Here is a 20,764-nt window from a genome sequence, read left to right as displayed (position 1 = left end):
CTGGCGCGGCGGCGGGCGTCACGCGCTCAGGCGGCGCAGGATCACCATCAGCTCGTCCGGTGGGACGATCGAGAAGGTCGTCGTCGCGTCGTCGATCTCGGTCAGGCAGGTCACGTCGCCCTTGTGCCACCAGTAGATCCGGGGCGAGAGCGGACCGGGATTGTCCTGGTACGCGCCCAGGCCGAACGCGGCCAGGTCGTTGATCGCGCCGACCGCGTTCGCGTCCTCCAGCGGGTGGAAGACGAGGAAATGGCGGCTGGGTACGGTGAACAAGGCTCCTTCGTGGGGGAGTTCACGCCCGATCAGGGACCGCGCCACATCGTCGAGGACCAGCGCCTTGCTCGCCACGAACATCGACTCGCCCGTCACGAGGTGCACGACGGCCCCGCTGTCCGTGCGCGTCAGGTCGTAGTCGACAGGCTCGGCGACCAGGTTGGCGCGCCCGGCGGAGCGCAACTCCTCAAGACCCGTACGGGCGACGTCCCGGTCGTCCAGCAGCCGCAGCGAGTCGGGCAGGTCCAGCGCGAGCGCTTCGAGCAGTCCGGTCGCCACCGGGCGGGTGTAGCTGAACGACGGCGCGGCCTCCGCCGGGATGGCGTCGTCGGGCACGAGCCGCAGATACACACTCCGGCGTATGTCCTCGGCCCAGGCGCCGGGGCCCGCGACCGCCGCCGCCTCCGCCGAACGCGTCGCGTTCTCAAGGGCGTTGAAGTGGTGCTCCACGATCCCCGGCCACGCGCCCGGCTCGGCGCGACGGCACAGCTCGGCGAGGTTGTACAGCGCCTGGGTGCCCCGGTCCGAGTACACCGTGTCACCGGCGACCGTCACGGAGTTGCCCCGCCGGGCGTGATACTCCCGCACCAACTCCCGCAGGCGCTGGGCCTGTTCAGTGGTGAGCGAGGGCAACTGGGTGTCGGGAGAACTCATGGGCCAAGTCTATTTACGCAGCTTCGCCAGCCACCCGCCGAGCCCCGTCGCGTCCTCGCCCGCCCAGCCGATGTAGCCGTCGGGACGGACGAGGAACAGCCCCTTGCCGTAAGGCTCGTACGCGTCCAGATGCCGTACATGAACCAAGTCGCTGTCCAGGGGCGGCAGTTCGGCGTCCGTGCCGACGGCAAGCAGCGTGAAGTGCGGACCGCGCAGTGCGTCGAAGAGCGTGCTCCCGTCCGGCAGCGGCCCGTCCGGCGCGCGGTCGCCCGCGAGCAGATTCCCCGCGCCGCCGACGGAGAGCGGTCCACCCCGGTAGCCCAGGCCGAGTTGACGGGTCGCCCCGCCCCGCTCGGCCTCGCCCCGGTGGATACGGGTGGAGAGCCCGAGCATGTCGGCCGCCACCGGGCGGCGTTCGCTCTCGTACGAGTCGAGCAGCGCGGGATCCGCGCCGTACCGGATCACCTGCCCGAGCTTCCAGCCCAGGTTGTACGCGTCCTGGACACTGGTGTTGAGCCCCTGGCCGCCCGCCGGTGAGTGGATGTGGGCGGCGTCGCCCGCGAGGAAGACCCGGCCGACGGCGAAGCGGTCCGCGAGCGCCGCGCGCGGCCGGAAGTCCGACGACCAGCGGACCTCGCTGACGTCCGCCTCGGTGAGATGCGTACGGGAGGCGACCACGGACCGTACGCCCGCCGCCGAGGTGTCCGGCGCGGAGCCGTCCTTGAACTGCGCGGTGAGCTGGAAGTCCTCCGTACCCGGCAGCGGGCAGACCGACAGGTAGGAGCCGTCGGCGCCGACGAAGAAGTGCCAGTTCAGCCGGTCCAGCGCGGTCGGGATCCGGACGTCGGCGACCAGCATCGGCGCCGGGTCGACGCTCTCGCCGGTCATCGCGACCCCGAGCAGACCGCGTACGGTGCTGCGCCCGCCGTCGGCGGCCACGGCGTACCGCGCCCGGATCGGCGGCCGGTCACTTGACAGCGCCGCTGTCACCCCGTCCGCGTCCTGCGCCAGCCCGGTCAGCGCCGTACCGAAGTCGACGCTCCCGCCCAGCTCGGTCAGGCGCGCGAGCAGGATCTCCTGGGTGCGCCACTGGGGCACCAGCCAGGGTCCGGCGTACGGCTCCGAGACGGTCGCCGCGACCTCCTCGAACATCCGGTGCTCGCCCTGCCGCTCCCCGTCCTGCCAGACCATGCCGACCGGCGCGGGGCCGCCCGACGCGAGGACGGCGTCGATGACACCGAGGTCGTCAAGGACCTCCAGGGTGCGTGCCTGGATGCCCTTGCCGCGCGAGCCGGGGAAGAGGTGGTCGGCCTGCTCGATGACGCGTACGGAGACCCCGCGACGTCGCAGGTCGCAGGCGAGGGCGAGGCCGGTGGGCCCGGCACCGACGACCAGTACATCGATTATGTCCATTGCGTCCGCCTTCACGATGATCTCCTTAACGTTGTTAAGTGCGCTCGTTCAGGAGGATGCGCTTAACGCTGTTAAATTGTCAAGGTGGCTACGACACGACTGGACCGCGCCCTGGTGGCCCGCACCGCCCTCCGTCTCCTCCACGAGACGGGCCTCCAAGGGCTCACCCTGCGGGCCATCGCCAAGGAACTCGACGTCAAGGCGCCCGCGCTCTACTGGCACTTCAAGGACAAGCAGGCGCTGCTCGACGAGATGGCGACCGAGATGCTGCGCCGGATGAACGCCGACCTCCCCACCGAGCTGCCCGCCGACTGGCGCGACGGGCTCGCCACCGCCATGCGCGGGCTGCGCGAGCACCTGTTGCGCTACCGCGACGGCGCGAAGGTCTACAGCGGCACACGCTTCACCGACCACGCGGCGTACGCGGGCCCGATGGAGCGCCATCTGAGCATGCTGACGGCCGGGGGTTTCACCCCCGCCGGGGCCGCGCGGGCCTGGTTCACCGCGTACAGCTACACCATCGGTTACGTCATCGAGGAACAGTCGATGGGTCCCGACCCGGCCTCGGGCGAGGAGGGCGCGGAGGGCTACGACCTGGCGGCCCGCGCGGACCGCCTCGCCGAGCACCCGCTGGCGGCGGCGGCCGGCTTCGAGCTGTTCAGCGACCACGACGCGGGCTTCGAAGCGGGGCTGGCGGCGGTGGTGGCGGGGATCGGGTCACTCATGAAGTGACAGCTCCGCCCAGACGGATTTCCCGGGCCCGTTGCGGTCCTTGACCCCCCAACTGTCCGCGAGCGCGGCGACGAGAGTGAGCCCTCGCCCGCCGGGCGCTTCCAGGTCCTCCTCGCGGACCTCGGGCCACTCGGGCGAGGTGTCGTGCACCTCGATACGGAGCGTGTCGGACAGCCGCACGTACCAGGTCTCGATCTCCCGCCCCGGCGAGACCCGCGCGTGCCGCCCCGCGTTGGTCAGCAACTCGGACAACACGAGCACGGCCGCCTCCTCCAACGGCGCGAGCCCCCACGCGGCCAGCGCCTTCCGCAACTCCCAGCGCGCGAGGCCGACACAGCGCGGGTGGCGGCTCCAGCGGAGCACCACCGAATCTCCGAGGCCGGGGTTCATTCGGCCACCTCCTCAAGTTGCTCTCTGTGACATTCCACTTACAGAGTGGGGTGGTGGCAGCTAGCCTGGAAGGGGTTCGATCTTGACAACGCGCACATCAAGGGCGGGAGTTGATCGCATGTCGGTGCAGCGGGTACCGCGTAGTCCTCGGGAGAAGTACGGGGAGGAACTGAAGCTGCGTCGCATCGCGGCGGGGATGACGCAGGAGGCGTTGGCGCAGTTGGTGGTGTGTTCCCACACACTGATCAGCCATTTCGAGGCGGGGCGACGGCTGCCGAGCCCGTCGGACGCGAAACGGATCGATCAGGCGTTGGGGACGGACGGGTTCTTCGAGCGGTGGTTGGAGGACCTGGAGTCGAAGTACCCCCAACACTTCTCCGCCGCTGCCGAGTTGGAGAAGCAGGCGATCAAGATCCGTCAGTACGGGCTCTCACTCGTGCCGGGCCTGCTTCAAACCGAGCCCTATGCGCGGGCGGTGTTTCGCTCGTACCACGCGAACTACCAGATGGACGAAATTGACCGGCGTGTGGTCAACCGCATGGAACGGGCACACATCCTTGAGGGGCCGTCAGGCCCCGTACTGTGGACGCTGCTGGACGAAGCCGTAATCCGACGCCCAGTCGGAGGCGCGCTCACCATGGCCGCGCAGCTACGCAAGATCGCAGGTATGGCCGAGGCAGGGCGTCTGCGGCTGCACGTGCTGCCGTTCGGTCTTGGTGCGCACGCCGTGATGGAGAGTCTGCTCACCTTGATGAGTTTCGAGGACGGCCCGCCGATCGCGTACGTCGAGGGTCTGTACACCGGGAACTTGATGGACGATCCGGCCCTGGTGGGCAGTTGTCAGGCGGCTTACGATCTGGCCTTGGGCGATGCGCTGTCGCACCAGAAGTCAATGGGCCTGATGCGGGCCGTAGCGGAGGAATACGAAAATGGTCAGCAGTGAGCGCTTCACGGGGTGGCGCAAGTCGAGCTACAGCGGCGGCGCCGGTGGGGAGTGCCTCGAAGTCGCCGACGGCCACCCCGTCGTCCCCGTCCGGGACTCCAAGCTCGCGCACGGCCCCGCGCTCGTATTCCCCGCCGCCGGCTGGTCGTCCTTCGTCGCAGCCGTGAAGACCGGGACGTTCCGCGCGTGACCGTATAGGTCCTGGCCCGTGTCAGGATGTCGCCATGCAGGTGTCGGACGCTCTCGTGGTTCTCCAGGTATCGGTTTACCGGGAGCGAAGTGCGCTGGCCGACTTCGTCAGGACCAGTGGTCCCGTCGGGGACTGGAGCGCTGTCGTCCGAGAGGAAGCTGCCAGGCTTCAGAGGTCCCTCGAAGAGTCGGAGCGCACGTTGCAGCAGGTGTTGCGAGGCGCTGCGGGTACGGAAGACCAGCTTCGGGAGTTGCGGCGCGCTCTGAGGCGAGAGGCAGCGATCAGCCTCACGGAGAAGGGTTCGGATCCGGCGGTTTGATCAGGGGCGCCGCCGTGGCCTCGCCCACGCGTGCCTCGACGCACTCCCGTTCGCCGTCCTTCGACGCCGGCCGGAAGCAGGCCCGGACTGTGCTGCCGGGACGGGCCGCGGTCATGTCGGTGGAGACGTAGCTTTCCGTGTCGGTGGTGTCCCTGATGCGTACGTCGTGGGTCGGGCCGGCCGCCCTGACCTCCAGTCGGTCGCCGATCCGGGTCCCCCACACCAGGGCCCAACCGGCGCCGCACTTCTCGCTGTAGCGCAGCTCCATGTGGGCGCCGGTGGCGGTGCGGTACGTGGTGAGGGTGTCGGGGGCGAAGCCGCAGTTCAGGCGTATCGGGTCGCGGCCCTCGCAGACGGCTCCTCTGCATTGGGGGGCGAGGGAGTACGGGGCGGAGGCCGACAGCGGGTCGTCCTGCGGGGCCTCCGGGGCCGGCAGCAGGAACAGTGCCAGTGCCACACCGCCGACGACCACGGAGCAGGCCGATGCCAGCACCACCATGAGGCCGCCCCCGTGGACGCGGGGCCGCCCGGTCTCCGGGGGTGGCGGCGGCTCCCGCGGTGGCTCCTCGGCGGCGGGGGGCGAGGCCGCCGCGCGTCCGCTCCAGTCCGACTCGGCGATCTCCCAGAGGGCCAGCAGCCGCCCGTCCGGTTCGTTCGCCAGCCGGCACAACTCCTGTACGGCCTGACGAGGGGGCAGGCTCTTGCCGTTGAGGTAACGGTCCCAGGTGGACTTGCTGTACGCCGTGCGCAGCGACAGCGCCACCAGGCTGAGACCCGTACGGGCCCGCAACTCCCGCAGTGCCGCGCTCAGTCGGGTGTGTCCCGAGTGCACCACGGTCATTTCGGCGCCGCTTCCCGGAGGGCCTTCCAGGTGTGCCGGCCGATGACACCGTCCACGACCAGCCCGTCCCGTGTCTGGATGCGCTGGACCGCGCGCTGCGTGTTCGGGCCGAAGACGCCGTCGATGTCTCCCGGCGGGATGCCCGCCCGGCGCAGCAGACACTGCGCCTCGGCCACCATCGGCCCCACGTGGGTGTACGCCAGGATGGTGTCCGTGGTGCGGCTGAGGCCCGCGTACCAGCGGCCGTCACGCTGCTCCAGCCGGCAGGTGTAGACGACCGGCACCAAGGACTCCGACGCGGTGGACGGGGTCGCCATGACCGTACTGGCGCGTTCGTCCGCCAGCGCGGTGCGGGCGTCGGCGAGCCGCACGGCCAGCAGGACGGACGCGGAGACGGACAGCACGAGGGCCACCGCTCCCACCGCGACGAGGGCGGGCGCGTAACGCCCGTACGGCTGCCGCTCCGTGGGCGGCGCGGGTACCGGCGCGGCCGGGGCGCTCTCCGGGGCGGGGGTCGCGGCTTCGCGTCCCTGCGCCCAGTGTTCGGCGGCGATCTCGTGCAGGACCAGCAGCCGGGACGGGTCGTCACCGCCGATGCGGGCCATCGCCTCGACGGCCTCCCGGGGCGGCAGTGACCTGCCGTTGAGATACCGCTGCCACGACCTCGCGCTGTAGCCGGTCTTCGCGGCCAGTTGCCGGGTGCCCAGTTCGCCGCGGTCCTTCAGTCTGCGCAATCGCACGATCAACTGGCTTACGTCCGGATGCAGTTCGGCGGGCAACTCTTTCCAACGCGACATGTCCCCCCACTCGCGTCATGGACCGTAACCCCGGCCCCTCGTGTCCCGGCCTCATTCTGCATCAGCCGTCACGGCGTACACACGGAGCAGCGACCCTCGTCGTGTCGCCGTTCCCCTCACGCGGTCGTCCCGCCGCACCGACTCGGCGGGCGACGTCCCAGCAGGTCAGCGCCCCGGGCGTCCCGGGATGGCGTCACTTCCACGTCAACTGTCGCGGGGCATCGCGCTGAACCCCCAGTCTCGTTGCGGAGCCAGGCCGGTGCGGTCGGCTCCGCCCGTACCGCCTCACCTGGAGCGTTCCGAATGAAACTGAACAGAAAGCTGGCGGCGCCCCTGCTCGCCGTCGGACTGGCAGCGACCCTGACCCCGCTGACCGCCTCGCCCGCCTCCGCCGACAGCATGCACGGCTGCTCGTATCCGCGCGTGTGCCTGTACGGCGGTTCCTACACCGGGGGCAGCGTCATCGGCTGGTTCCAGGACACGTACTACCAGAACCTGCCGGCGTCCATCCAGAACGAGCCGGACGCGGTGGTCAACACCCGTAACGACGACTCAGTCTGGCTGCTCGACACCGGGCGCTCCCCGGACGCGTACATCTGCATCCCGAAGAACAAGGCCGTGAACCTCGGCTCCTTCGACCACCCCGGCGGCAGCACCTGGGCGAACAAGGTCGACACCATCCTGATTTGGCCCGAACCCGACAACGGGCTGTGCAGTGGCGCCAACGATGTGCGGCAGGGCACCGTCCGCGACGGCTGGCGTCCCTGACACACCCGGCCGTCCCCGGGCGCTTCGGCTCCGGGGGCGGCCGTTCACGAACGGATCTCGGGGGACGGCCGTTCGCGCGCGGAGCTTCGGGGATCAGCCGCGACCGAGCGCCGCGCGGATTTGGCCGAGCCACTCCGTGCCCAACTGCCGCCCGTTCGGGAGCTGGTCGTCCCGATCCCAGCGCCACGTGGTGATCATCGCCAGTACGAGGATCCGGCACTCGCGCAGCAAGTCCCGATCGATACCCGGACTGTGCTCGCCGACCTCCTCGGGCGCGTGGGCGAGGTCGAACTCGACGGGCCCTCGGCAACATGTCTCAAGGTCGATGAACAGCAGCCCGTTCTTCGTGCTGAGCACGTTGCCCGGGTGCGGCTCGCCGTGCAGCAACTGCTCGGGGGCGCCGCGCTCGCCGATCGCGCGGCTCAGGTCTCGTAGCGTGTCGCCGAGCAGTTCCCGGTCCGCGTCGGCGAGGGCCGGGGTCCGGTCGCGGTTCGCGACGAGGTGCAGCGCTTGATCGACCCGATCGGTGAATCGCGGGGTCGGGACATCGAGGGTGCGCATGCCGGTGTGCAGCCGCGCGAGCGCGTCGGCGTAGTCGGCCGGTGGGAGCGTACGAGGTTGCGGCGTCGGGGGTTCGTAGTAGGTCCACAGCGTGACCACGTAGCCGTCCCGCTCGTGGACGCGTGGCTCCACCCGGGGATCGAGAGCGGCGACCGGGCACCCGGCTTCGACGAGCCGCTGCGCGAGGTCGACCTCGAACCGCGCGGCCTGATGTGCCACAGGCGCCACCCGGGCCAGGACGTCGCACGGCAGCAGCCGCAGAGTGAGTCTGTTCGAGTCCTGGAGAACGATCGCGTCGTCGGCTGTCAGGCCGAGCGACGAGGCGATCGACCTGGCCGCGGCCACCGCACGTGGAACTTCCGACGCCCGCATCGTCGCCCTGCCCCTCTCGCCTGAGCGCTGCAACCCGCGCACCCTACCCCGCGACGGTCCGGACGATCTTCCGCTGGGTAGTGTGCGGCGTTGGTACCGGGACCGGGCGATTGCCCGCGGGTAGGAGATCGTCCGCGGGCAGGAGACCGCCCCAGGTAGGAAATTGCCTCAGGCAGGAAAGTGAGCCGACAGATGCAGCCGACGTTCGTACTCGTTCACGGAGCCTTCGCGAACTCCTTCTCCTTCGCGCCGCTCCAGGCCGAACTCGGCCTCCTCGGGCACCGTTCGGTCGCCGTCGACCTGCCGGGCCACGGGTTCGCGGCGACGTACGTGCGCGCCTATCAGGCGCCGCAGGATCTCGACGGGCTCGCCACCGCGCCCGGTTCGATCAAGGGTGTGACGCTCGCCGACAACGCCGCGTACCTGATCGGGATAGTGGAACGGGCCAAGCGGAACGGTCCCGTCATCCTGGTCTCGCACAGCCGCGGCGGCGTCACGGCCACGGCCGCCGCCAACGCGCGGCCGGACCTGATCGACCGCATCGTCTACGTGTCGGCCTGGTGCCCGGTCGCGCTCGACGTCGGCGGCTACTACGCCGAGCCGGAGATGGCGACGGTCGATGTCGCCGCCCTGGCTCCGGGGATGGTGGGGAACCCGGCCGAACTCGGGCTGATGCGCTCGAACTTCCGTACCGCGGACCCGGACCTGCTCGCGGCGTACAAGGCGGCCTTCCTCGCCGACGGCACCGACGAGGAGTTCCTGACCTTCCTCAACACCTTCCAGCCCGACGAGAACCTGGACGTCGGAACCTCCGACGACCGCGCGCAGGCCGCTACTTGGGGCCGTATCCCGAAGACGTACGTCCGCCTCGCCGACGACACGAGCCTGCCGCTCGCCCTGCAGGACCGGCTGATCCGCGAGGGCGACGAGCTGACACCGGACAACCCGTACGACGTCCGCACCCTGGAGGGCAGCCACCTGAAGTGGCTGACCGACCCGGCGCCGGCGGCCCGGGTGCTGGGTGAACTCGCGGCCGGGGTGGGGGCCGGCGCTCCGTAGCAGTGCTCGATCGAGAGGCCGGCCACGCCCGGCGACCGGACGTGGGGTCCGTCACCGGGCGGGTGGTGCCGCACCAGTTCGAGACCGGGCGGAACAGGCGAAGGGGAGTGAGCATGACTGAACGTGCGGTTCCGGCTCGTGTGGTGGCCGCGGAGCGTATCGCCTCCGAGGCGGGATTCAAGAAGAGCTGCATCCCCGAGGTGGGCAGGCTGCTCCGGCTGGCCGCCGCTTCGAAGCCCGACGGAGTCATCGCGGAGAGCGGCACCGGCACGGGGGTCGGCACCGCCTGGCTGCACAGCGGCCTCGGCGCCGGCGCGCGCCTGCTCACCGTGGAACGCGACGAGGACCTGGCCCGCCGGGCGACCGCCGTCTTCGGGGACGACGAGCGCGTCGACGTTCTCACCGGCGACTGGCGGCTCCTTGAACGGCACGCCCCCTTCGACGTCTTCTTCTGCGACGGCGGCGGCAAACGCGACGACGCCCAGCGAGTCGTGGAACTGCTGGCCCCCGGCGGCCTTCTCCTCCTGGACGACTTCACGCCCTCCCCGCACTGGCCGCCGCGCTTCGAGGGCGAGGTGGACGAGCTCCGGCTGTTCTACCTCACGCATCCGGCCCTGAACGCGACCGAAGTACTCACCACACCCACCAGCTCAACGATCATCGCGACCCGCAGCCCGTGAGCAGGGGCGGCATCACGACGCCTGGTCGCGCGAGGACCTGAGGAAGTCCGCCGCGGCGACGAGGAAGCCCTCACGCGCGACCTTGAACGCCTTCCAGTCAGGTGCCAGGCCGCCGTCCTTGTGCATCGCGGCCAGCAGCTCCAGCGCCCCACGGGCTTCCTCGACCGGCCCGACCCCCTCGACGGCGATGACGTTGAACGCGGCCCGGGTCGCGGCGTACGCGGCGTCGACGGCGGCCACCGCCGCCGCGCCGTCGACGAACCGGCCGTCCAGCCGGTGCCAGGCCACGTGGGACTCGGCGTCGGCGGCGGTGAGGAAGGCGGCGTACGCGTCGCGCCGCGCCACATAGAGGAGTTCACTGCTCATGACGGGGTTGCTCCCTGCGCACGATCCGGAACGGGCAGCGACGACGGTACCGGACGGGAGGAGGCGGGGGCCGGGTCCGCCGGTCTCAGCAGTCGGTGCCTGAGACGCCGGGGTCGTAGTACCGCACGGAACGCCCGGGCGCGCCGATGACCCCACCCGCCCGCCCCGCGTACTCGTCGTCCTCCGTCGGGCCGCACCTGGCGTCCGGTGCGCAGGCGGTCTGCGGGGCGCACGACTCGAACGACGGGCCGCAGTCGGGCAGGCAGGTGGGGGACATGGAGACCTCGGTGCCGGGGAACACCGCCTGAAGTTCCGCTCGGGCGGCGCGCATCGCTGTCCCGAGGTAGATGTCGGACAGGCCGCGCTCCCGTACGTTGCCGAGCGGCATCCACCGGGCGAAGACGCAGGGCCACACGTCACCGTCCGGCGAGACGGCGAACTTGCCCCGCCCGCAGCGCCCGCAGAGCCGGTCCATCCTCGGGTCCTTGCCGTCCGCGCCCCGGCCGAACGGGCGGATGCGGTCCGTCCGTACGTCGCGGACACCGAGTCGCAGCAGCTCGCCACGGGCCTGCTCGCCGCGCTGCCCTTCGAGTACGCCGATGACGCTGCCCCGTAACGGGATGCCGAGGCTCCTCGCCTTCTCCACGTTGGCCCGGGTCCGGGCGTGCGAGCCGCGGGTCATGGTCACGTCGTCGTGGTCGGCGGGGTTGTCGCTGTAGTAGCTGAACGCCAGCCGCACGCCGGGGATTTGAAGCGCGGCCCACACCGGGTCGCTGACGTGGGACAGGTTCGAGAACACCTCGATCCGCATGCCGTTGGCGACGGCGTGCCGGATGAGTTCGGGCAGCGCCGGGTGCAGGGTGGGTTCGCCGCCGATGAACTGGACGTTGCGCACGCCCATGCCCTTCAGCTCACCGATGACACGACGCCAGTCGGCCACGGTCATGCTGCCGTGGTCGCCCTGCGGCGACGAACCGGCATAGCAGTGGCGGCAGTTCTCGTTGCAGAGGCCGGTGATCTCCAGCCACGCGAAGGTGGGGCGCAGATAGCCCATGGTCGCTCATTTCGCTCGGCGGACGGGGGGCGTCCGGAGGTGCCACGAGCAGGACGCTAGGGAGGGGGCGCGGCGAGCGCCGTGAATCATTCTCGAATATTCCCGGGAAGTTTCCGTTATTCGCCGTCATTCTCCTGAAGGCGAAGAGAGGCTGTAGTGCGGGACCGCGCGCCCGATCATGCTGGATGGATCAGCCGTCCCACGAAAGGACATGGTCATGGTGCGTCGACTCCGCTTCAACGGAACCGGCTCGGGCGTCAACGGGTGTCCGTCCGTCCATGAGGATCTGGACACGGGAGAGGTCATCGTGCACGGCCCGCCGCTTGCCGAGCCCGACGACATCGCACAGCTTCAGCATCTCTCCGCCGGAGAGACGGCCATCGTCGTGCCACGAGAACTCCTCGCCGACTTCGGACCCAAGGATCGCACCCGGCACATCATCGATCTGGCGGCCTTCGACGGGCTGTTCACCACCTTCAAGCACACCGCCTGGCGGCTCGAAACCCGTCGCCGGTACGGCTCGGACGAAGTCACCGAGACTTACGCCCAGTTCACCCGTGGTGAGCCCGTTCAGTGGGACGGCGTCGACGTCGAATGGTGCGACGAGCGCCGCGAGCAGGTCGCGCTCGGCAAGACGTTCGGGAGGGTGCGCATCGTCGACAACCCGCCGACCACCGGGCAGTTGTATCTCCTCGACAACGCCAGGCGGAACAGCGCGGTCGGTGAGGACATCCGTATCCTGCGACGCGGTGACACCGACGGGCTTCGCCTGCCCGACGAGGATTTCTGGATCCTCGACTCGCGGCTCGTCGCTCTGCTCAACTTCGACGCCGATGACAACCTGATCGACGTCGAGCTGATCACGGAGCCGGTGGCGGTGCTGCGTTACGCACAGGCGCGTGATGCCGCGCTTCATTCCGCCGTCCCCTACGAAGTGTTCGCGGCAGAGGTAGCAGCCGCAGAATAGGCAGTGACCCGGTGAGTGACTATCAAGTGGCTCGCGAAGCCCTGGGTATGAGGCTTCGCGAACTGCGCAAGGCGGGCGATCTCACCGGGTTGCAGCTCGCGGAGCGCCTTGGCTGGCCGCAGTCCAAGGTGAGCAAGCTTGAGAACGGGAAGCAGACCGCGACAGCCGACGACCTGCGTCGATGGGCACACGAGACCGCACATCCGAGCGCGGGTGCGGAACTCACCTCGCGGCTGGCCGCTCTGGAGTCCCACACGCGGTCCTGGCGTCGCCAACTGGCCTCCGGCCATCGGGCCGTACAGGAGACGCTCAACGCGGAGTTCGCCCGGACGGAGACCTTTCGCGCCTGGGAAGGGGCGATGATCGTCGGGGTGCTGCAGACCGCCGACTACGCGCGGCACATCTTCACCCGCTACGCCAACCTGCATCAGTCGCCGCGCGACATAGAGGACGCCGTGCGTGCACGCATGAAACGGCAGGTCGGTCTGTACGAGCCGGGTGGCAGGTACCGGATCGTCATGTGGGAGGCGGCCCTGCACGCTCTGGTCTGCCCACCCGCTGTACTCGCCGCACAGCTCGACCGGCTGACGGGCGTGATCGGTATGGACACCGTGGAGCTCGGGATCATTCCGTTCGGTGCCCCGTTGAAGATTCCGCCCGCCAACGGCTTCTGGATCTTCGACAAAAGGCTCGTCATCGTCGAGGACTGGCACGCCGAGCTGTGGATAGACGACGCCGTCGGCATCGCCACCTACGAGCGCGCCTGGGACTCGCTCCAGGCGTCCGCCGTCTACGGCGCCGACGCCCACCACGTCATCTCCCGCGTACGGCGCGAACTCCGGCCCGACGCGACCTAGTCGGAAACGTCCCCCGCCGCCGGGATCCGGCCGTGGACGTCCTTGAGCAGGTGGTGCATCGCCATGTGGAAGATTCCGGCCTGGTGGTCGCCGAGGAAGGCCGTGTGGCCGAAGACCTCCAGGATGACCAGGCCGTGCATGTGGCCCCACGCGCTCATGAGCAGCGCCGACGCGGGGGGCGGCAGGGCTCCCGTGCCGGCCGGGGGGAGGAACGGGGAGGGCGTGGTGGCGTCCGCGGCGGCGAGTTGGGGGGCGGTGAAGCCGTCGAACAGTTCGCGTTCGAAGATCGCGCCCATGCGGACCATGGCCCGGGTGGTGGGGCCGTCGAGGGGTGCCTCGTAGTGCCGCAGCGGTGTTCCGTAGAGGAGCTGGAACAGCTCGGGGTGGTCGATGGCCCAGCGGCGGTAGCCCTCGGCCGCGGTCACCAGGCGTGGTGTGTCCGAGTCGTCCGGCGCGGTGTCGACGGCCGTCTGGACGGCGTCGGCCAGGTCGTCGTACGCCTTGGTGATGAGCGCGGTGATCAGGGCGTCCCGGCTCGGGAAGTAGTGGTAGAGCGCCTGCACCGTCATGCCGAGACTGCGGGCCACCGCTCGCAGGGACAGGGCCGTGGGGCCGTGTTCGGTGATCTGGGACTCGGCGGCGTCCAGGATCTCCCGGGTGGCGGCGGCCCTGCGCCGCTCGCGCAGGGAAGGTGTCGGCGCGCGTTCGTCTGTGGGCATACGGCGACCGTACGGCGCCGGCCCTCGCCGGGCATCAAGAAGTCGCCAGGTGTGAGGAAAATCTAACACTGCCAAATCTTTCCTCGCCTCGCTAACGTCTCCCGCGGCGACGAAGAGTGCGACACCGGCACCGAAACCGACACCGCACCCACCTCCTCACCGGGGCCAAGAACCCCGCTGGAGCGGCGCGCCGGTCACCCCCATCCCAACCGCGGCTGCGCCATGCCGTTTTCACCCCGTTTCATCGTGAACATCCAGAAGGAGAACGCGCGCGTGTTTGAACGCATAGCCGAACTGGCGATCCGCCGGGCCCGGCTCGTACTCGTCGTCGCCGCCGTGGCCGTGGCCCTCATGGGCGCCGTCGGCGCCGGCGCGTTCAGTGTGCTGAAGGGCGGCGGCTACGACGACCCGGCCTCCCAGTCCAGCCGGGCCGGAAAGGTCATCGAGGAGAAGTTCGGCGGGGAGACCAACCTGATCCTGCTGGTCCGCGCCGGGGAAGGCCGTGTCGACAGCCCGGCCGCCGAGAAGAGCGGCCAGGCGCTCGTCGCCGACCTCAAGGCGGAGAAGGATCTCGACAACCTCGTCTCCTACTGGGAGACGGACAGCCCCGACCTCCGCTCCGAGGACGGCCGCGAGGCCATGGTGCTCGCCCATGTGAAGGGCGACACCACCGAGCAGGAGAAGCACGCCAAGACCATCATCGACAAGTACAAGGGCGAGTACGAGGGCGGGCTCACCATCCAGGCCGGCGGCGGCACCGCGGTCGGTGCCGACATGTCGACGCAGGTGCCCAAGGACCTCCTGCTGGCCGAGGCCATCGCCGTACCGCTGACCCTCATCCTGCTTCTCGTCGTCTTCGGCAGCGTCGTCGCGGCCCTGCTGCCGCTGGTCATCGGAACGATCGCCATCGCGGGTACGTTCGCCGAACTCGCCCTCCTCGGCGGCGTCACCGACGTCTCCAACTCCGCGACCAACCTGACCACCGCGCTGGGCCTCGGACTGGGCATCGACTACGCCCTGTTGATGATCAGCCGGTTCCGGGAGCAGCTCGCGACGGGGTCGAGCGTCGACGACGCCGTACGGCACACGGTGCGCACCGCGGGCCGTACGGTCGCGTTCTCCGCCGCCACGGTGGCGGTCGCGCTCGCCGCGCTCCTGGTGTTCCCGCAGTACTTCCTCCGCTCGTTCGGCTACGCCGGGGTCGGAGTCGTCGCCATCGCGGCCGTCAGCACCCTGTTCGTGATGCCGGCGCTGTTCGTCGTCCTCGGCCACAAGGTCAACAACGGGCGGCTGCCCTGGGCGAAGAAGGCGCGCGTCGAGACCCGTACGCCCCTGTGGGGACGGCTGGCCCGCACCGTCATGCGGCGCCCCGCGATCACCGCGCTGCCCGTGCTCGCGGTGCTGCTGCTGGCGGCGAGCCCGCTGCTGGGCATCACCCTCGGCACGCCGGACGAACGGGTGCTGCCCGAGGGCGCCGAGAGCCGTCAGGTCTCGTCGGTGCTGCGGGAGAAGTTCAACGGCAACGACGACGCGGCCATCCACGTCGTGCTCGACAAGGCCGTGGGCGAGGCCCCGTTGGAGTCGTACGCCGCGGAACTGTCCGGGCTGGACGGTGTCGTACGCGTCGAGGCCGGTACCGGGACCTACGTCGACGGAAAGCCCGCGGCGCCCGGCCCCGGCGACGCCCCCGGCAACGCCGCCCTCAGCCGCCCCGACGCGCAGCGGCTCAACGTGGTGAGCGACCTGGAACCGAAGTCCGACGACGCCCAGAGCCTGGTCAAGGACGTGCGGACGGTCGGGGCCCCCGCCGGTGCGGAGCCCCTGGTGGGCGGTACCGACGCCGAGCTGGTCGACTCCAAGGACTCCATCAGCGGCCAGATCCCGATCGCCCTGGCCCTGGTCGCCGTCACCACCTTCGTCCTGCTCTTCCTCTTCACCGGCAGCGTCGTGCAGCCGCTGCGCGCACTGGTCCTCAATGTGATCAGCCTCGGCGCGACCCTCGGCGTCATGACGTGGATCTTCCAGGACGGCAACCTCGCCTCCCTGCTCGGTGTCACACCGCAGCCGATGGAAGCGTCCATGACGGTGCTGATGTTCGTCATCGCCTTCGGCCTCTCGATGGACTACGAGGTGTTCGTCACCAGCCGGATCAAGGAACTCCACGACGAGGGTGAGGACAACGAGTCCGCCGTGACCAACGGCCTGGGCCACACGGGACGTATCGTCACCGCGGCGGCGTGCCTGCTCGCGGTGAGCTTCTTCGCCTTCGGCACGGCCAAGGTCAGCTTCATGCAGATGTTCGGCCTGGGCAGCGGACTGGCGATCCTCATCGACGCCGTCGCCGTACGCGGTGTGCTCGTCCCCGCGGCGATGCGGCTGCTCGGCCGCTCGGCCTGGTACGCGCCGCCCCTGCTGCGGAAGTTCCACGGGCGGTACGGCCTCAGCGAGGGCGGCCCCGCGCCGTCGCCCGCCGCGGCCGGAGCCGAGTCCGAGCCGGAGCCCGAGCAGCCGGTGGCGGAGTCTCCGTACGTCAAGAGCTAGCCGCCAGTCCCACCGCACCGCACTCCACCGTGCCCGCCTCTCCCTCCGAAGAGGCGGGCACGGTCGGGTCGGGCCACGCCTACGGCCCCGCCGCCGGACCTCGCCCCGCGCCGCCCGGTGGGCCCGACGCCCGACGGTCCGAGCCCGCACCCAGCGGTCCACATCCCGCGCAATCCCGCCCAATCCCGCGCGCCCATTTTTCAGGCTCCACCCGTTCCTCCTGCCGACGCAGTCAGTTCACCTTCCCGTCGCGCGGGTTTCCTAGCCTGTCGCCGACCCGCAACCTGATCGCGGGCAGACAGACGCTGGGAGCACCATGACGAAGGTCCGCAACCGATGGCTCAGGCCGCGCGACGGGGACAGTCCTGCGGGGCCGCCCGACGGGGCCGGGCAAGTCCCGGGTCGGGGGGACCGGATCACGCCGACAGAGCTTGACGTGTGTCTGCGTGCCTGCGCCGTGCACAGCGGGAAGATGGTCGGCAGCCTCGACCGCAGGCGCGGCGAACTCGCCGAGAAACTGCGACTCGTGCTCGCCGCCCACGCCTCCGGCCCCGGCGAGAGCGCCCAGGCCGCGCCCGCCACCACGCCGCTCATCCGGCGCGCGGCCAAGAAAGTGGTCGCCGGGACGACCGGGACGGCCGGCTCGCTGAGCGGGGAGCTGCTGGACGCGCTGCTGGCCGTCGGCAACAAGGCCCTGGAGTGCGGGTACGGCGACGAGCTGAAGCTGTCGCTGCTCATCAGCGACGCCGTGCTGACCCAGCGCAAGAACTCGCGGGCCGGCTGGCGGCTGCGCGCCCGCACGCTGGAGGCCATGGGCGACGAGCCCGCGACCATCGCCGCGTACGAGCGCTACCTCGCCCTGACCGAGGAGGACGGCTTCGGCGTCGCTCCCCGGATCGCCGGTCTGCACAGCGCCGGTGAGCAGCAGGACGAGCTGCTGCGGCTGCTCGAACGCGGCTGCCCCCAGGCGTCGGTGTACGCGGACGGTCCCGCCACCGACATCTGGGCCGACGGCGTCGCGCTGCACGACGCGGGCGACCGCGCCGGCGCCGAGCCGCGGCTGATCGGCGCGCTGCTCGCGATGCGCGGCGACGGCAGCCCGGTGACGGACCTTCAGGTGTCCATCGGGCAGTACCTCGACCTGCGCCTCGCCCACGGCGGGCCGGTCGAGGAGAACCGCCAACTCGCCGCCCTCTACGGCGAGATGCGCCGAAACCGGCAGCGCGGCCCGGTCCCCGACCCGACCTTCGGCGACGTCCAGTGGCTCACCCTGGGCGAGTTCCGCAACCAGATCGCGGGCAAGTCCATCTGTCTGATCGCCAACTCGCAGAGCGTCGGGCGCGGTTCGCTCGGCGCCGAGATCGACGCGTACGACCTGGTGGTCCGCTTCAACTCGTACAAGATCGACGCGCCGGCCACCGGCAGGCGGACCGACATCCACGCCTCGATCCACAAGCACGGCTTCAACTGGGACCAGAAGGTCACCACCCGGCTGGTCTTCGGCGGCCTCAGCGGCGACTGGAAGAACTCACTGCGCAACCGGCTCGTGCCCGGCGCCCAGACCTACGTCAACGACGAGTCGCTGCGCTGGCCGCTGCGCAACATCGGCCGCGTCGGCAACGACGCGTGGCCCGCCATCCCGACCAGCGGCTTCAACATGCTCTGGCTGCTGGACTTCCTGGACGCCAGCCCGAAGCTCGACCTGATCGGCTTCGACTTCTACGAGAGCGGCGCCTACCGCCTCAAGGAAGCGATGCGGATGCCCATCACGTCCGTGCACGAGTACACCAGCGAAAAGGCGTGGGTCATGGAACGCGCCCAGAGCGTGACCGACACGAGGATCTCCCTGCGATGACCGCCACCCCCCACGCCCCGGCCGGGCCCGCCGTGAACGCGCCGCTGTCCACCACCGCGCCGCTGTCCGCCAACGCCCTCACCGGCAAACGACGTCTGGCCTTCGCGTCCTTCGTCGACGAGAACTATCTGGACGGCTTCCTGGCGCTGCTGCGCAGCCTCGCGCTGTCCAACCCCGGTGTGTGCGAGGACTTCGTCGTCCTCCACGACGACCTGCGGCCCCAGTCGGTCGCCTCGATCCGGGCGCTGCACCCGAGGGTGCGCTTCCACCGCGTCGACGCCGCGCGCTACGACAGCTACGAGAAGGGCGACCAGGAGAACTACCTGGTCCGCAAGGCGTACTTCATCCTCGACGTCTTCCGGCTGCGCGACTACGACACCGTCATCACCCTCGACACCGACATGGTGGTCCTCGGCGACCTCACCGAGCTGCTCCAGCTGCGCGAGGGACTCGCCGCCGTCCCGCAGTTCTTCTACGGGCAGCACAAGCTCAACAGCGGACTGCTGGTCATCCAGCGCGAGTATCTGAGCGACGAGTTCTGCGCGCGGATCGACGCCACGGGCCGCAGCGGCGACTACGAGCTGGACAAGCACGACCAGGGCATCCTCAACTCCGTGCTCGACGGCGACTTCGTCCAGCTCGACTCGCGCTACAACTTCGTCAAGCGGCGGCTCTCCGGCGACAAGCCCGTGCCCGACGACACCGCGATCCTGCACTTCACCGGCCGCCACAAGCCGTGGCAGGGCGGCGAGGCCGGATACACGCAGGCCGAGGACCGCTGGCGCGAATTCGACCTGACGGACGCGGAGTTCTACGCCGCGTACATGGCCGTGTCCGGCACCATGCACCACGATCTGGTCGTCAAGTACGGCACCGAGCACGTCGCGCGCACCGGGGACGTCGAGAGCGCCCGCAAGGTCGCCCACGCGCACATCAACGCGGGCGGGTTCCAGGAAGCCGCCGACATCCTCGGCAGCGTGCACATCCCGGTCGACGACACCTGGCCGCACGAGGTGCTGGGGCACGCCCTGATGAGCGTCTCCCGGTACGAGGAGGCCAAGGTCCAACTGCACCTCGCGGCGGGCTCGCCCGTCCGCGCCGCGACGTCCTTCGGGCGGCTCGCGCAGATCGCCTGGATCCACGGCGACGACACGGCGGCACACGAGTTCGCGATGCGGGGCCTGGCCGTCGACCCCACGCACCGGTCCAACCGGCTGATGCGGCTGCGGACCCGGGGCCACGACCTGCCGGCCCCGCGCGAAGGCGCCGCCGAGGACCAACTCGCCCATGTGGCCTTCTACATGCCGCAGCAGGGCAACGCGGGCGACAAGCTGCTGCCCGAGTCCGTACGGCTCGCGGTCGGCACCAGCACCGGCGCGAACGGCGGCGCCGACACCGAGACGGGGCCGGCCCGCTGGCACTCGATCCACGCCCACCGCCTCTTCGACAAGGCCGCGCTGAAGCGCGTCAACGAGCGGCGCGGCCTGGTCATCGGCGGCGGCGGACTCTTCATCCCGGACACCGCGCCGAACGGCAACAGCGCCTGGCAGTGGAACGTCCCCGACGAGCACCTGAACGGCATCGACGTACCGATCGTCGTGTACGCGGTCGGCTTCAACGCCTTCGACGGCCAGTCCTACCGCGCCGGGCGATTCAACTCCTCCCTGCGCCAACTCGTCGAGCGCAGCGCCTTCTTCGCGCTCCGCAACCACGGCTCGATCGAGAAGGTCCGCTCCCTGCTGCCCACCTCGCTCCACGACAAGGTGCGCTTCCAGCCCTGCCCGACCACGGTCACCCGGCAGCTGATCGACGGCTGGACCGACCCCGCCCCCGGGCAGCGCGAGAACACCGTCATGATCAACGCCGCGTACGACCGGGCGGGGCTGCGCTTCGGCCACGACTACGACCACTTCCTCGCCGAGATGGCGAAGGCCGTACGGGCGCTGGGCGCGCACACCGAGGTCCAGTGCGTGGCGCACTCGCTGGACGACGAGAAGATCGCGTTCGACCTGCGGCGCGAGCACGACATCTCGCTGCCGGTCATCCCGATGTACGACTTCGACAACGACGCGATCAGGGACACCTACGCCCGTACGAAGCTGGTCATCGGCATGCGCGGCCACGCGGGGATGATCCCGTTCGGCTGCGGCACGCCGATCATCTCGCTGATCTCGCACCCGAAGATGGCGTACTTCCTCCGCGACATCGACCGGCCCGAGTGGGGTGTCTCGGTCCATGACAAGAACCTCGGGGCGCTGCTCACGGAGCGGGCCCTGGGCTTGCTGGACGACCACGCCGGGTCGGTGGCCGATGTGCACGGCAGGCAGCAGGAGCTGTGGAAGGTGACGCAGTCCAACGCGGCGGACCTGCGGGCGATCCTGGGGTCCTGACGCGCCCCCAGAAAGCTGACGCT

The 20,764-nt window shown here is 70.2% G+C and carries 20 protein-coding genes; 11 read left to right on the top strand and 9 right to left on the bottom strand.

The genetic code is table 11. The features are described from left to right. Window positions 1-18 precede the first annotated feature (18 nt). Together ACFUN8_RS07555 and ACFUN8_RS07550 are read right to left on the bottom strand one after the other, a co-directional pair. Entirely contained in the window at window positions 19-927 is a 909-nt protein-coding gene (locus ACFUN8_RS07555; RefSeq protein WP_383632927.1) for a hypothetical protein, read from the bottom strand. Window positions 928-936: 9 nt separating this feature from the next. Continuing rightward, on the bottom strand, window positions 937-2,340 hold the full coding sequence (locus ACFUN8_RS07550; protein WP_383633102.1) for an FAD-dependent monooxygenase: 1,404 nt from the start codon (window positions 2,338-2,340) through the stop codon (window positions 937-939). A gap of 75 nt (window positions 2,341-2,415) precedes the next feature. Here ACFUN8_RS07550 and ACFUN8_RS07545 point away from each other — a divergent pair, with 75 nt between their 5' ends. Further along, complete coding sequence (locus ACFUN8_RS07545; protein ID WP_383633099.1) at window positions 2,416-3,072, top strand: TetR/AcrR family transcriptional regulator C-terminal domain-containing protein; 657 nt, start codon at window positions 2,416-2,418, stop codon at window positions 3,070-3,072. Here ACFUN8_RS07545 and ACFUN8_RS07540 read toward each other — a convergent pair. Continuing rightward, window positions 3,058-3,462: an ATP-binding protein gene (locus ACFUN8_RS07540; RefSeq protein WP_383632924.1), complete on the bottom strand. Its 405-nt coding sequence runs from the start codon at window positions 3,460-3,462 to the stop codon at window positions 3,058-3,060. The two genes, ACFUN8_RS07545 and ACFUN8_RS07540, sit on opposite strands and share 15 nt — an antisense overlap. 118 nt (window positions 3,463-3,580) lie before the next feature. Here ACFUN8_RS07540 and ACFUN8_RS07535 point away from each other — a divergent pair, with 118 nt between their 5' ends. Together ACFUN8_RS07535 and ACFUN8_RS07530 are read left to right on the top strand one after the other, a co-directional pair. Continuing rightward, window positions 3,581-4,405 (top strand): Scr1 family TA system antitoxin-like transcriptional regulator, encoded by an 825-nt coding sequence (locus tag ACFUN8_RS07535; protein WP_383632921.1) that lies wholly within the window; start codon window positions 3,581-3,583, stop codon window positions 4,403-4,405. Next, complete coding sequence (locus tag ACFUN8_RS07530) at window positions 4,392-4,595, top strand: DUF397 domain-containing protein (protein ID WP_383632918.1); 204 nt, start codon at window positions 4,392-4,394, stop codon at window positions 4,593-4,595. Before ACFUN8_RS07535 ends, ACFUN8_RS07530 begins: the two co-directional genes overlap by 14 nt. 287 nt (window positions 4,596-4,882) lie before the next feature. On the opposite strand, the gene ACFUN8_RS07525 is transcribed toward ACFUN8_RS07530, so the two are convergent. Continuing rightward, window positions 4,883-5,755: a DUF2690 domain-containing protein gene (locus ACFUN8_RS07525; RefSeq protein WP_383632915.1), complete on the bottom strand. Its 873-nt coding sequence runs from the start codon at window positions 5,753-5,755 to the stop codon at window positions 4,883-4,885. Further along, window positions 5,752-6,552, bottom strand: a complete 801-nt coding sequence (locus ACFUN8_RS07520; RefSeq protein ID WP_383632912.1) for a peptidoglycan-binding protein — start codon at window positions 6,550-6,552, stop codon at window positions 5,752-5,754. The genes ACFUN8_RS07525 and ACFUN8_RS07520 overlap by 4 nt, the downstream gene beginning before the upstream one ends. Window positions 6,553-6,855: 303 nt before the next feature. On the opposite strand from ACFUN8_RS07520, the gene ACFUN8_RS07515 reads away from it, so the two are divergent. Next, window positions 6,856-7,320 (top strand): hypothetical protein, encoded by a 465-nt coding sequence (locus ACFUN8_RS07515; RefSeq protein WP_383632909.1) that lies wholly within the window; start codon window positions 6,856-6,858, stop codon window positions 7,318-7,320. A gap of 93 nt (window positions 7,321-7,413) precedes the next feature. Here ACFUN8_RS07515 and ACFUN8_RS07510 read toward each other — a convergent pair whose 3' ends face one another. Beyond that, the gene (locus ACFUN8_RS07510) at window positions 7,414-8,253 is read right to left on the bottom strand and encodes a phosphotransferase enzyme family protein (RefSeq protein ID WP_383632906.1); all 840 of its coding nucleotides are present in this window, start codon (window positions 8,251-8,253) and stop codon (window positions 7,414-7,416) included. A gap of 192 nt (window positions 8,254-8,445) precedes the next feature. Here ACFUN8_RS07510 and ACFUN8_RS07505 point away from each other — a divergent pair, with 192 nt between their 5' ends. Together ACFUN8_RS07505 and ACFUN8_RS07500 are read left to right on the top strand one after the other, a co-directional pair. Then, the gene (locus ACFUN8_RS07505) at window positions 8,446-9,312 is read left to right on the top strand and encodes an alpha/beta fold hydrolase (protein ID WP_383633096.1); all 867 of its coding nucleotides are present in this window, start codon (window positions 8,446-8,448) and stop codon (window positions 9,310-9,312) included. A gap of 113 nt (window positions 9,313-9,425) precedes the next feature. Next, window positions 9,426-9,992, top strand: coding sequence for an O-methyltransferase (locus ACFUN8_RS07500; protein WP_383632903.1), 567 nt, complete (start codon window positions 9,426-9,428; stop codon window positions 9,990-9,992). A 12-nt stretch (window positions 9,993-10,004) separates the two neighbouring features. Here the strand turns inward: ACFUN8_RS07500 and ACFUN8_RS07495 are convergent, their stop codons facing one another. Further along, a complete protein-coding gene (locus ACFUN8_RS07495) occupies window positions 10,005-10,358 on the bottom strand; it encodes a hypothetical protein (protein WP_383632900.1) in 354 nt (117 codons plus the stop codon). An 85-nt stretch (window positions 10,359-10,443) separates the two neighbouring features. Beyond that, window positions 10,444-11,412 (bottom strand): radical SAM/SPASM domain-containing protein, encoded by a 969-nt coding sequence (locus ACFUN8_RS07490; RefSeq protein WP_383632897.1) that lies wholly within the window; start codon window positions 11,410-11,412, stop codon window positions 10,444-10,446. A 217-nt stretch (window positions 11,413-11,629) separates the two neighbouring features. On the opposite strand from ACFUN8_RS07490, the gene ACFUN8_RS07485 reads away from it, so the two are divergent. Then, on the top strand, window positions 11,630-12,379 hold the full coding sequence (locus tag ACFUN8_RS07485; protein WP_383632894.1) for a DUF6879 family protein: 750 nt from the start codon (window positions 11,630-11,632) through the stop codon (window positions 12,377-12,379). Window positions 12,380-12,426: 47 nt separating this feature from the next. Next, entirely contained in the window at window positions 12,427-13,236 is an 810-nt protein-coding gene (locus ACFUN8_RS07480; protein WP_383632892.1) for a helix-turn-helix domain-containing protein, read from the top strand. Here the strand turns inward: ACFUN8_RS07480 and ACFUN8_RS07475 are convergent. Next, complete coding sequence (locus tag ACFUN8_RS07475) at window positions 13,233-13,955, bottom strand: TetR/AcrR family transcriptional regulator (RefSeq protein WP_383632889.1); 723 nt, start codon at window positions 13,953-13,955, stop codon at window positions 13,233-13,235. The two genes, ACFUN8_RS07480 and ACFUN8_RS07475, sit on opposite strands and share 4 nt — an antisense overlap. Window positions 13,956-14,228: 273 nt before the next feature. Between ACFUN8_RS07475 and ACFUN8_RS07470 the strand changes: the two genes are divergently transcribed. The 3 genes from ACFUN8_RS07470 (at window position 14,229) to ACFUN8_RS07460 (ending at window position 20,741) form a co-directional block, all read left to right on the top strand. After that, on the top strand, window positions 14,229-16,496 hold the full coding sequence (locus ACFUN8_RS07470; RefSeq protein WP_383632886.1) for an MMPL family transporter: 2,268 nt from the start codon (window positions 14,229-14,231) through the stop codon (window positions 16,494-16,496). Window positions 16,497-16,932: 436 nt separating this feature from the next. Beyond that, the gene (locus tag ACFUN8_RS07465) at window positions 16,933-18,351 is read left to right on the top strand and encodes a hypothetical protein (RefSeq protein ID WP_383632883.1); all 1,419 of its coding nucleotides are present in this window, start codon (window positions 16,933-16,935) and stop codon (window positions 18,349-18,351) included. Beyond that, complete coding sequence (locus ACFUN8_RS07460) at window positions 18,348-20,741, top strand: glycosyltransferase (RefSeq protein WP_383632880.1); 2,394 nt, start codon at window positions 18,348-18,350, stop codon at window positions 20,739-20,741. The genes ACFUN8_RS07465 and ACFUN8_RS07460 overlap by 4 nt, the downstream gene beginning before the upstream one ends. The last annotated feature ends 23 nt before the right edge of the window (window positions 20,742-20,764 follow it).

Origin of the sequence: Streptomyces sp. NPDC057307, assembly GCF_042667665.1 — a bacterium.
In the GTDB taxonomy this organism is placed as follows: domain Bacteria; phylum Actinomycetota; class Actinomycetes; order Streptomycetales; family Streptomycetaceae; genus Streptomyces.
The sequence above is the reverse complement of the archived record's forward strand: the minus strand, read 5'-3'. Positions and strand labels throughout refer to the sequence as shown.

Bases quoted from the DNA above. Each gene is read 5' to 3' on its own strand.
- ACFUN8_RS07555 (WP_383632927.1), bottom strand. From the start codon at position 927: ATGAGTTCTCCCGACACCCAGTTGCCCTCGCTCACCACTGAACAGGCC.
- ACFUN8_RS07550 (WP_383633102.1), bottom strand. From the start codon at position 2,340: ATGGACATAATCGATGTACTGGTCGTCGGTGCCGGGCCCACCGGCCTC.
- ACFUN8_RS07540 (WP_383632924.1), bottom strand. From the start codon at position 3,462: ATGAACCCCGGCCTCGGAGATTCGGTGGTGCTCCGCTGGAGCCGCCAC.
- ACFUN8_RS07535 (WP_383632921.1), top strand. From the start codon at position 3,581: ATGTCGGTGCAGCGGGTACCGCGTAGTCCTCGGGAGAAGTACGGGGAG.
- ACFUN8_RS07530 (WP_383632918.1), top strand. From the start codon at position 4,392: ATGGTCAGCAGTGAGCGCTTCACGGGGTGGCGCAAGTCGAGCTACAGC.
- ACFUN8_RS07525 (WP_383632915.1), bottom strand. From the start codon at position 5,755: ATGACCGTGGTGCACTCGGGACACACCCGACTGAGCGCGGCACTGCGG.
- ACFUN8_RS07520 (WP_383632912.1), bottom strand. From the start codon at position 6,552: ATGTCGCGTTGGAAAGAGTTGCCCGCCGAACTGCATCCGGACGTAAGC.
- ACFUN8_RS07515 (WP_383632909.1), top strand. From the start codon at position 6,856: ATGAAACTGAACAGAAAGCTGGCGGCGCCCCTGCTCGCCGTCGGACTG.
- ACFUN8_RS07510 (WP_383632906.1), bottom strand. From the start codon at position 8,253: ATGCGGGCGTCGGAAGTTCCACGTGCGGTGGCCGCGGCCAGGTCGATC.
- ACFUN8_RS07505 (WP_383633096.1), top strand. From the start codon at position 8,446: ATGCAGCCGACGTTCGTACTCGTTCACGGAGCCTTCGCGAACTCCTTC.
- ACFUN8_RS07500 (WP_383632903.1), top strand. From the start codon at position 9,426: ATGACTGAACGTGCGGTTCCGGCTCGTGTGGTGGCCGCGGAGCGTATC.
- ACFUN8_RS07495 (WP_383632900.1), bottom strand. From the start codon at position 10,358: ATGAGCAGTGAACTCCTCTATGTGGCGCGGCGCGACGCGTACGCCGCC.
- ACFUN8_RS07490 (WP_383632897.1), bottom strand. From the start codon at position 11,412: ATGGGCTATCTGCGCCCCACCTTCGCGTGGCTGGAGATCACCGGCCTC.
- ACFUN8_RS07485 (WP_383632894.1), top strand. From the start codon at position 11,630: ATGGTGCGTCGACTCCGCTTCAACGGAACCGGCTCGGGCGTCAACGGG.
- ACFUN8_RS07480 (WP_383632892.1), top strand. From the start codon at position 12,427: ATGAGGCTTCGCGAACTGCGCAAGGCGGGCGATCTCACCGGGTTGCAG.
- ACFUN8_RS07475 (WP_383632889.1), bottom strand. From the start codon at position 13,955: ATGCCCACAGACGAACGCGCGCCGACACCTTCCCTGCGCGAGCGGCGC.
- ACFUN8_RS07460 (WP_383632880.1), top strand. From the start codon at position 18,348: ATGACCGCCACCCCCCACGCCCCGGCCGGGCCCGCCGTGAACGCGCCG.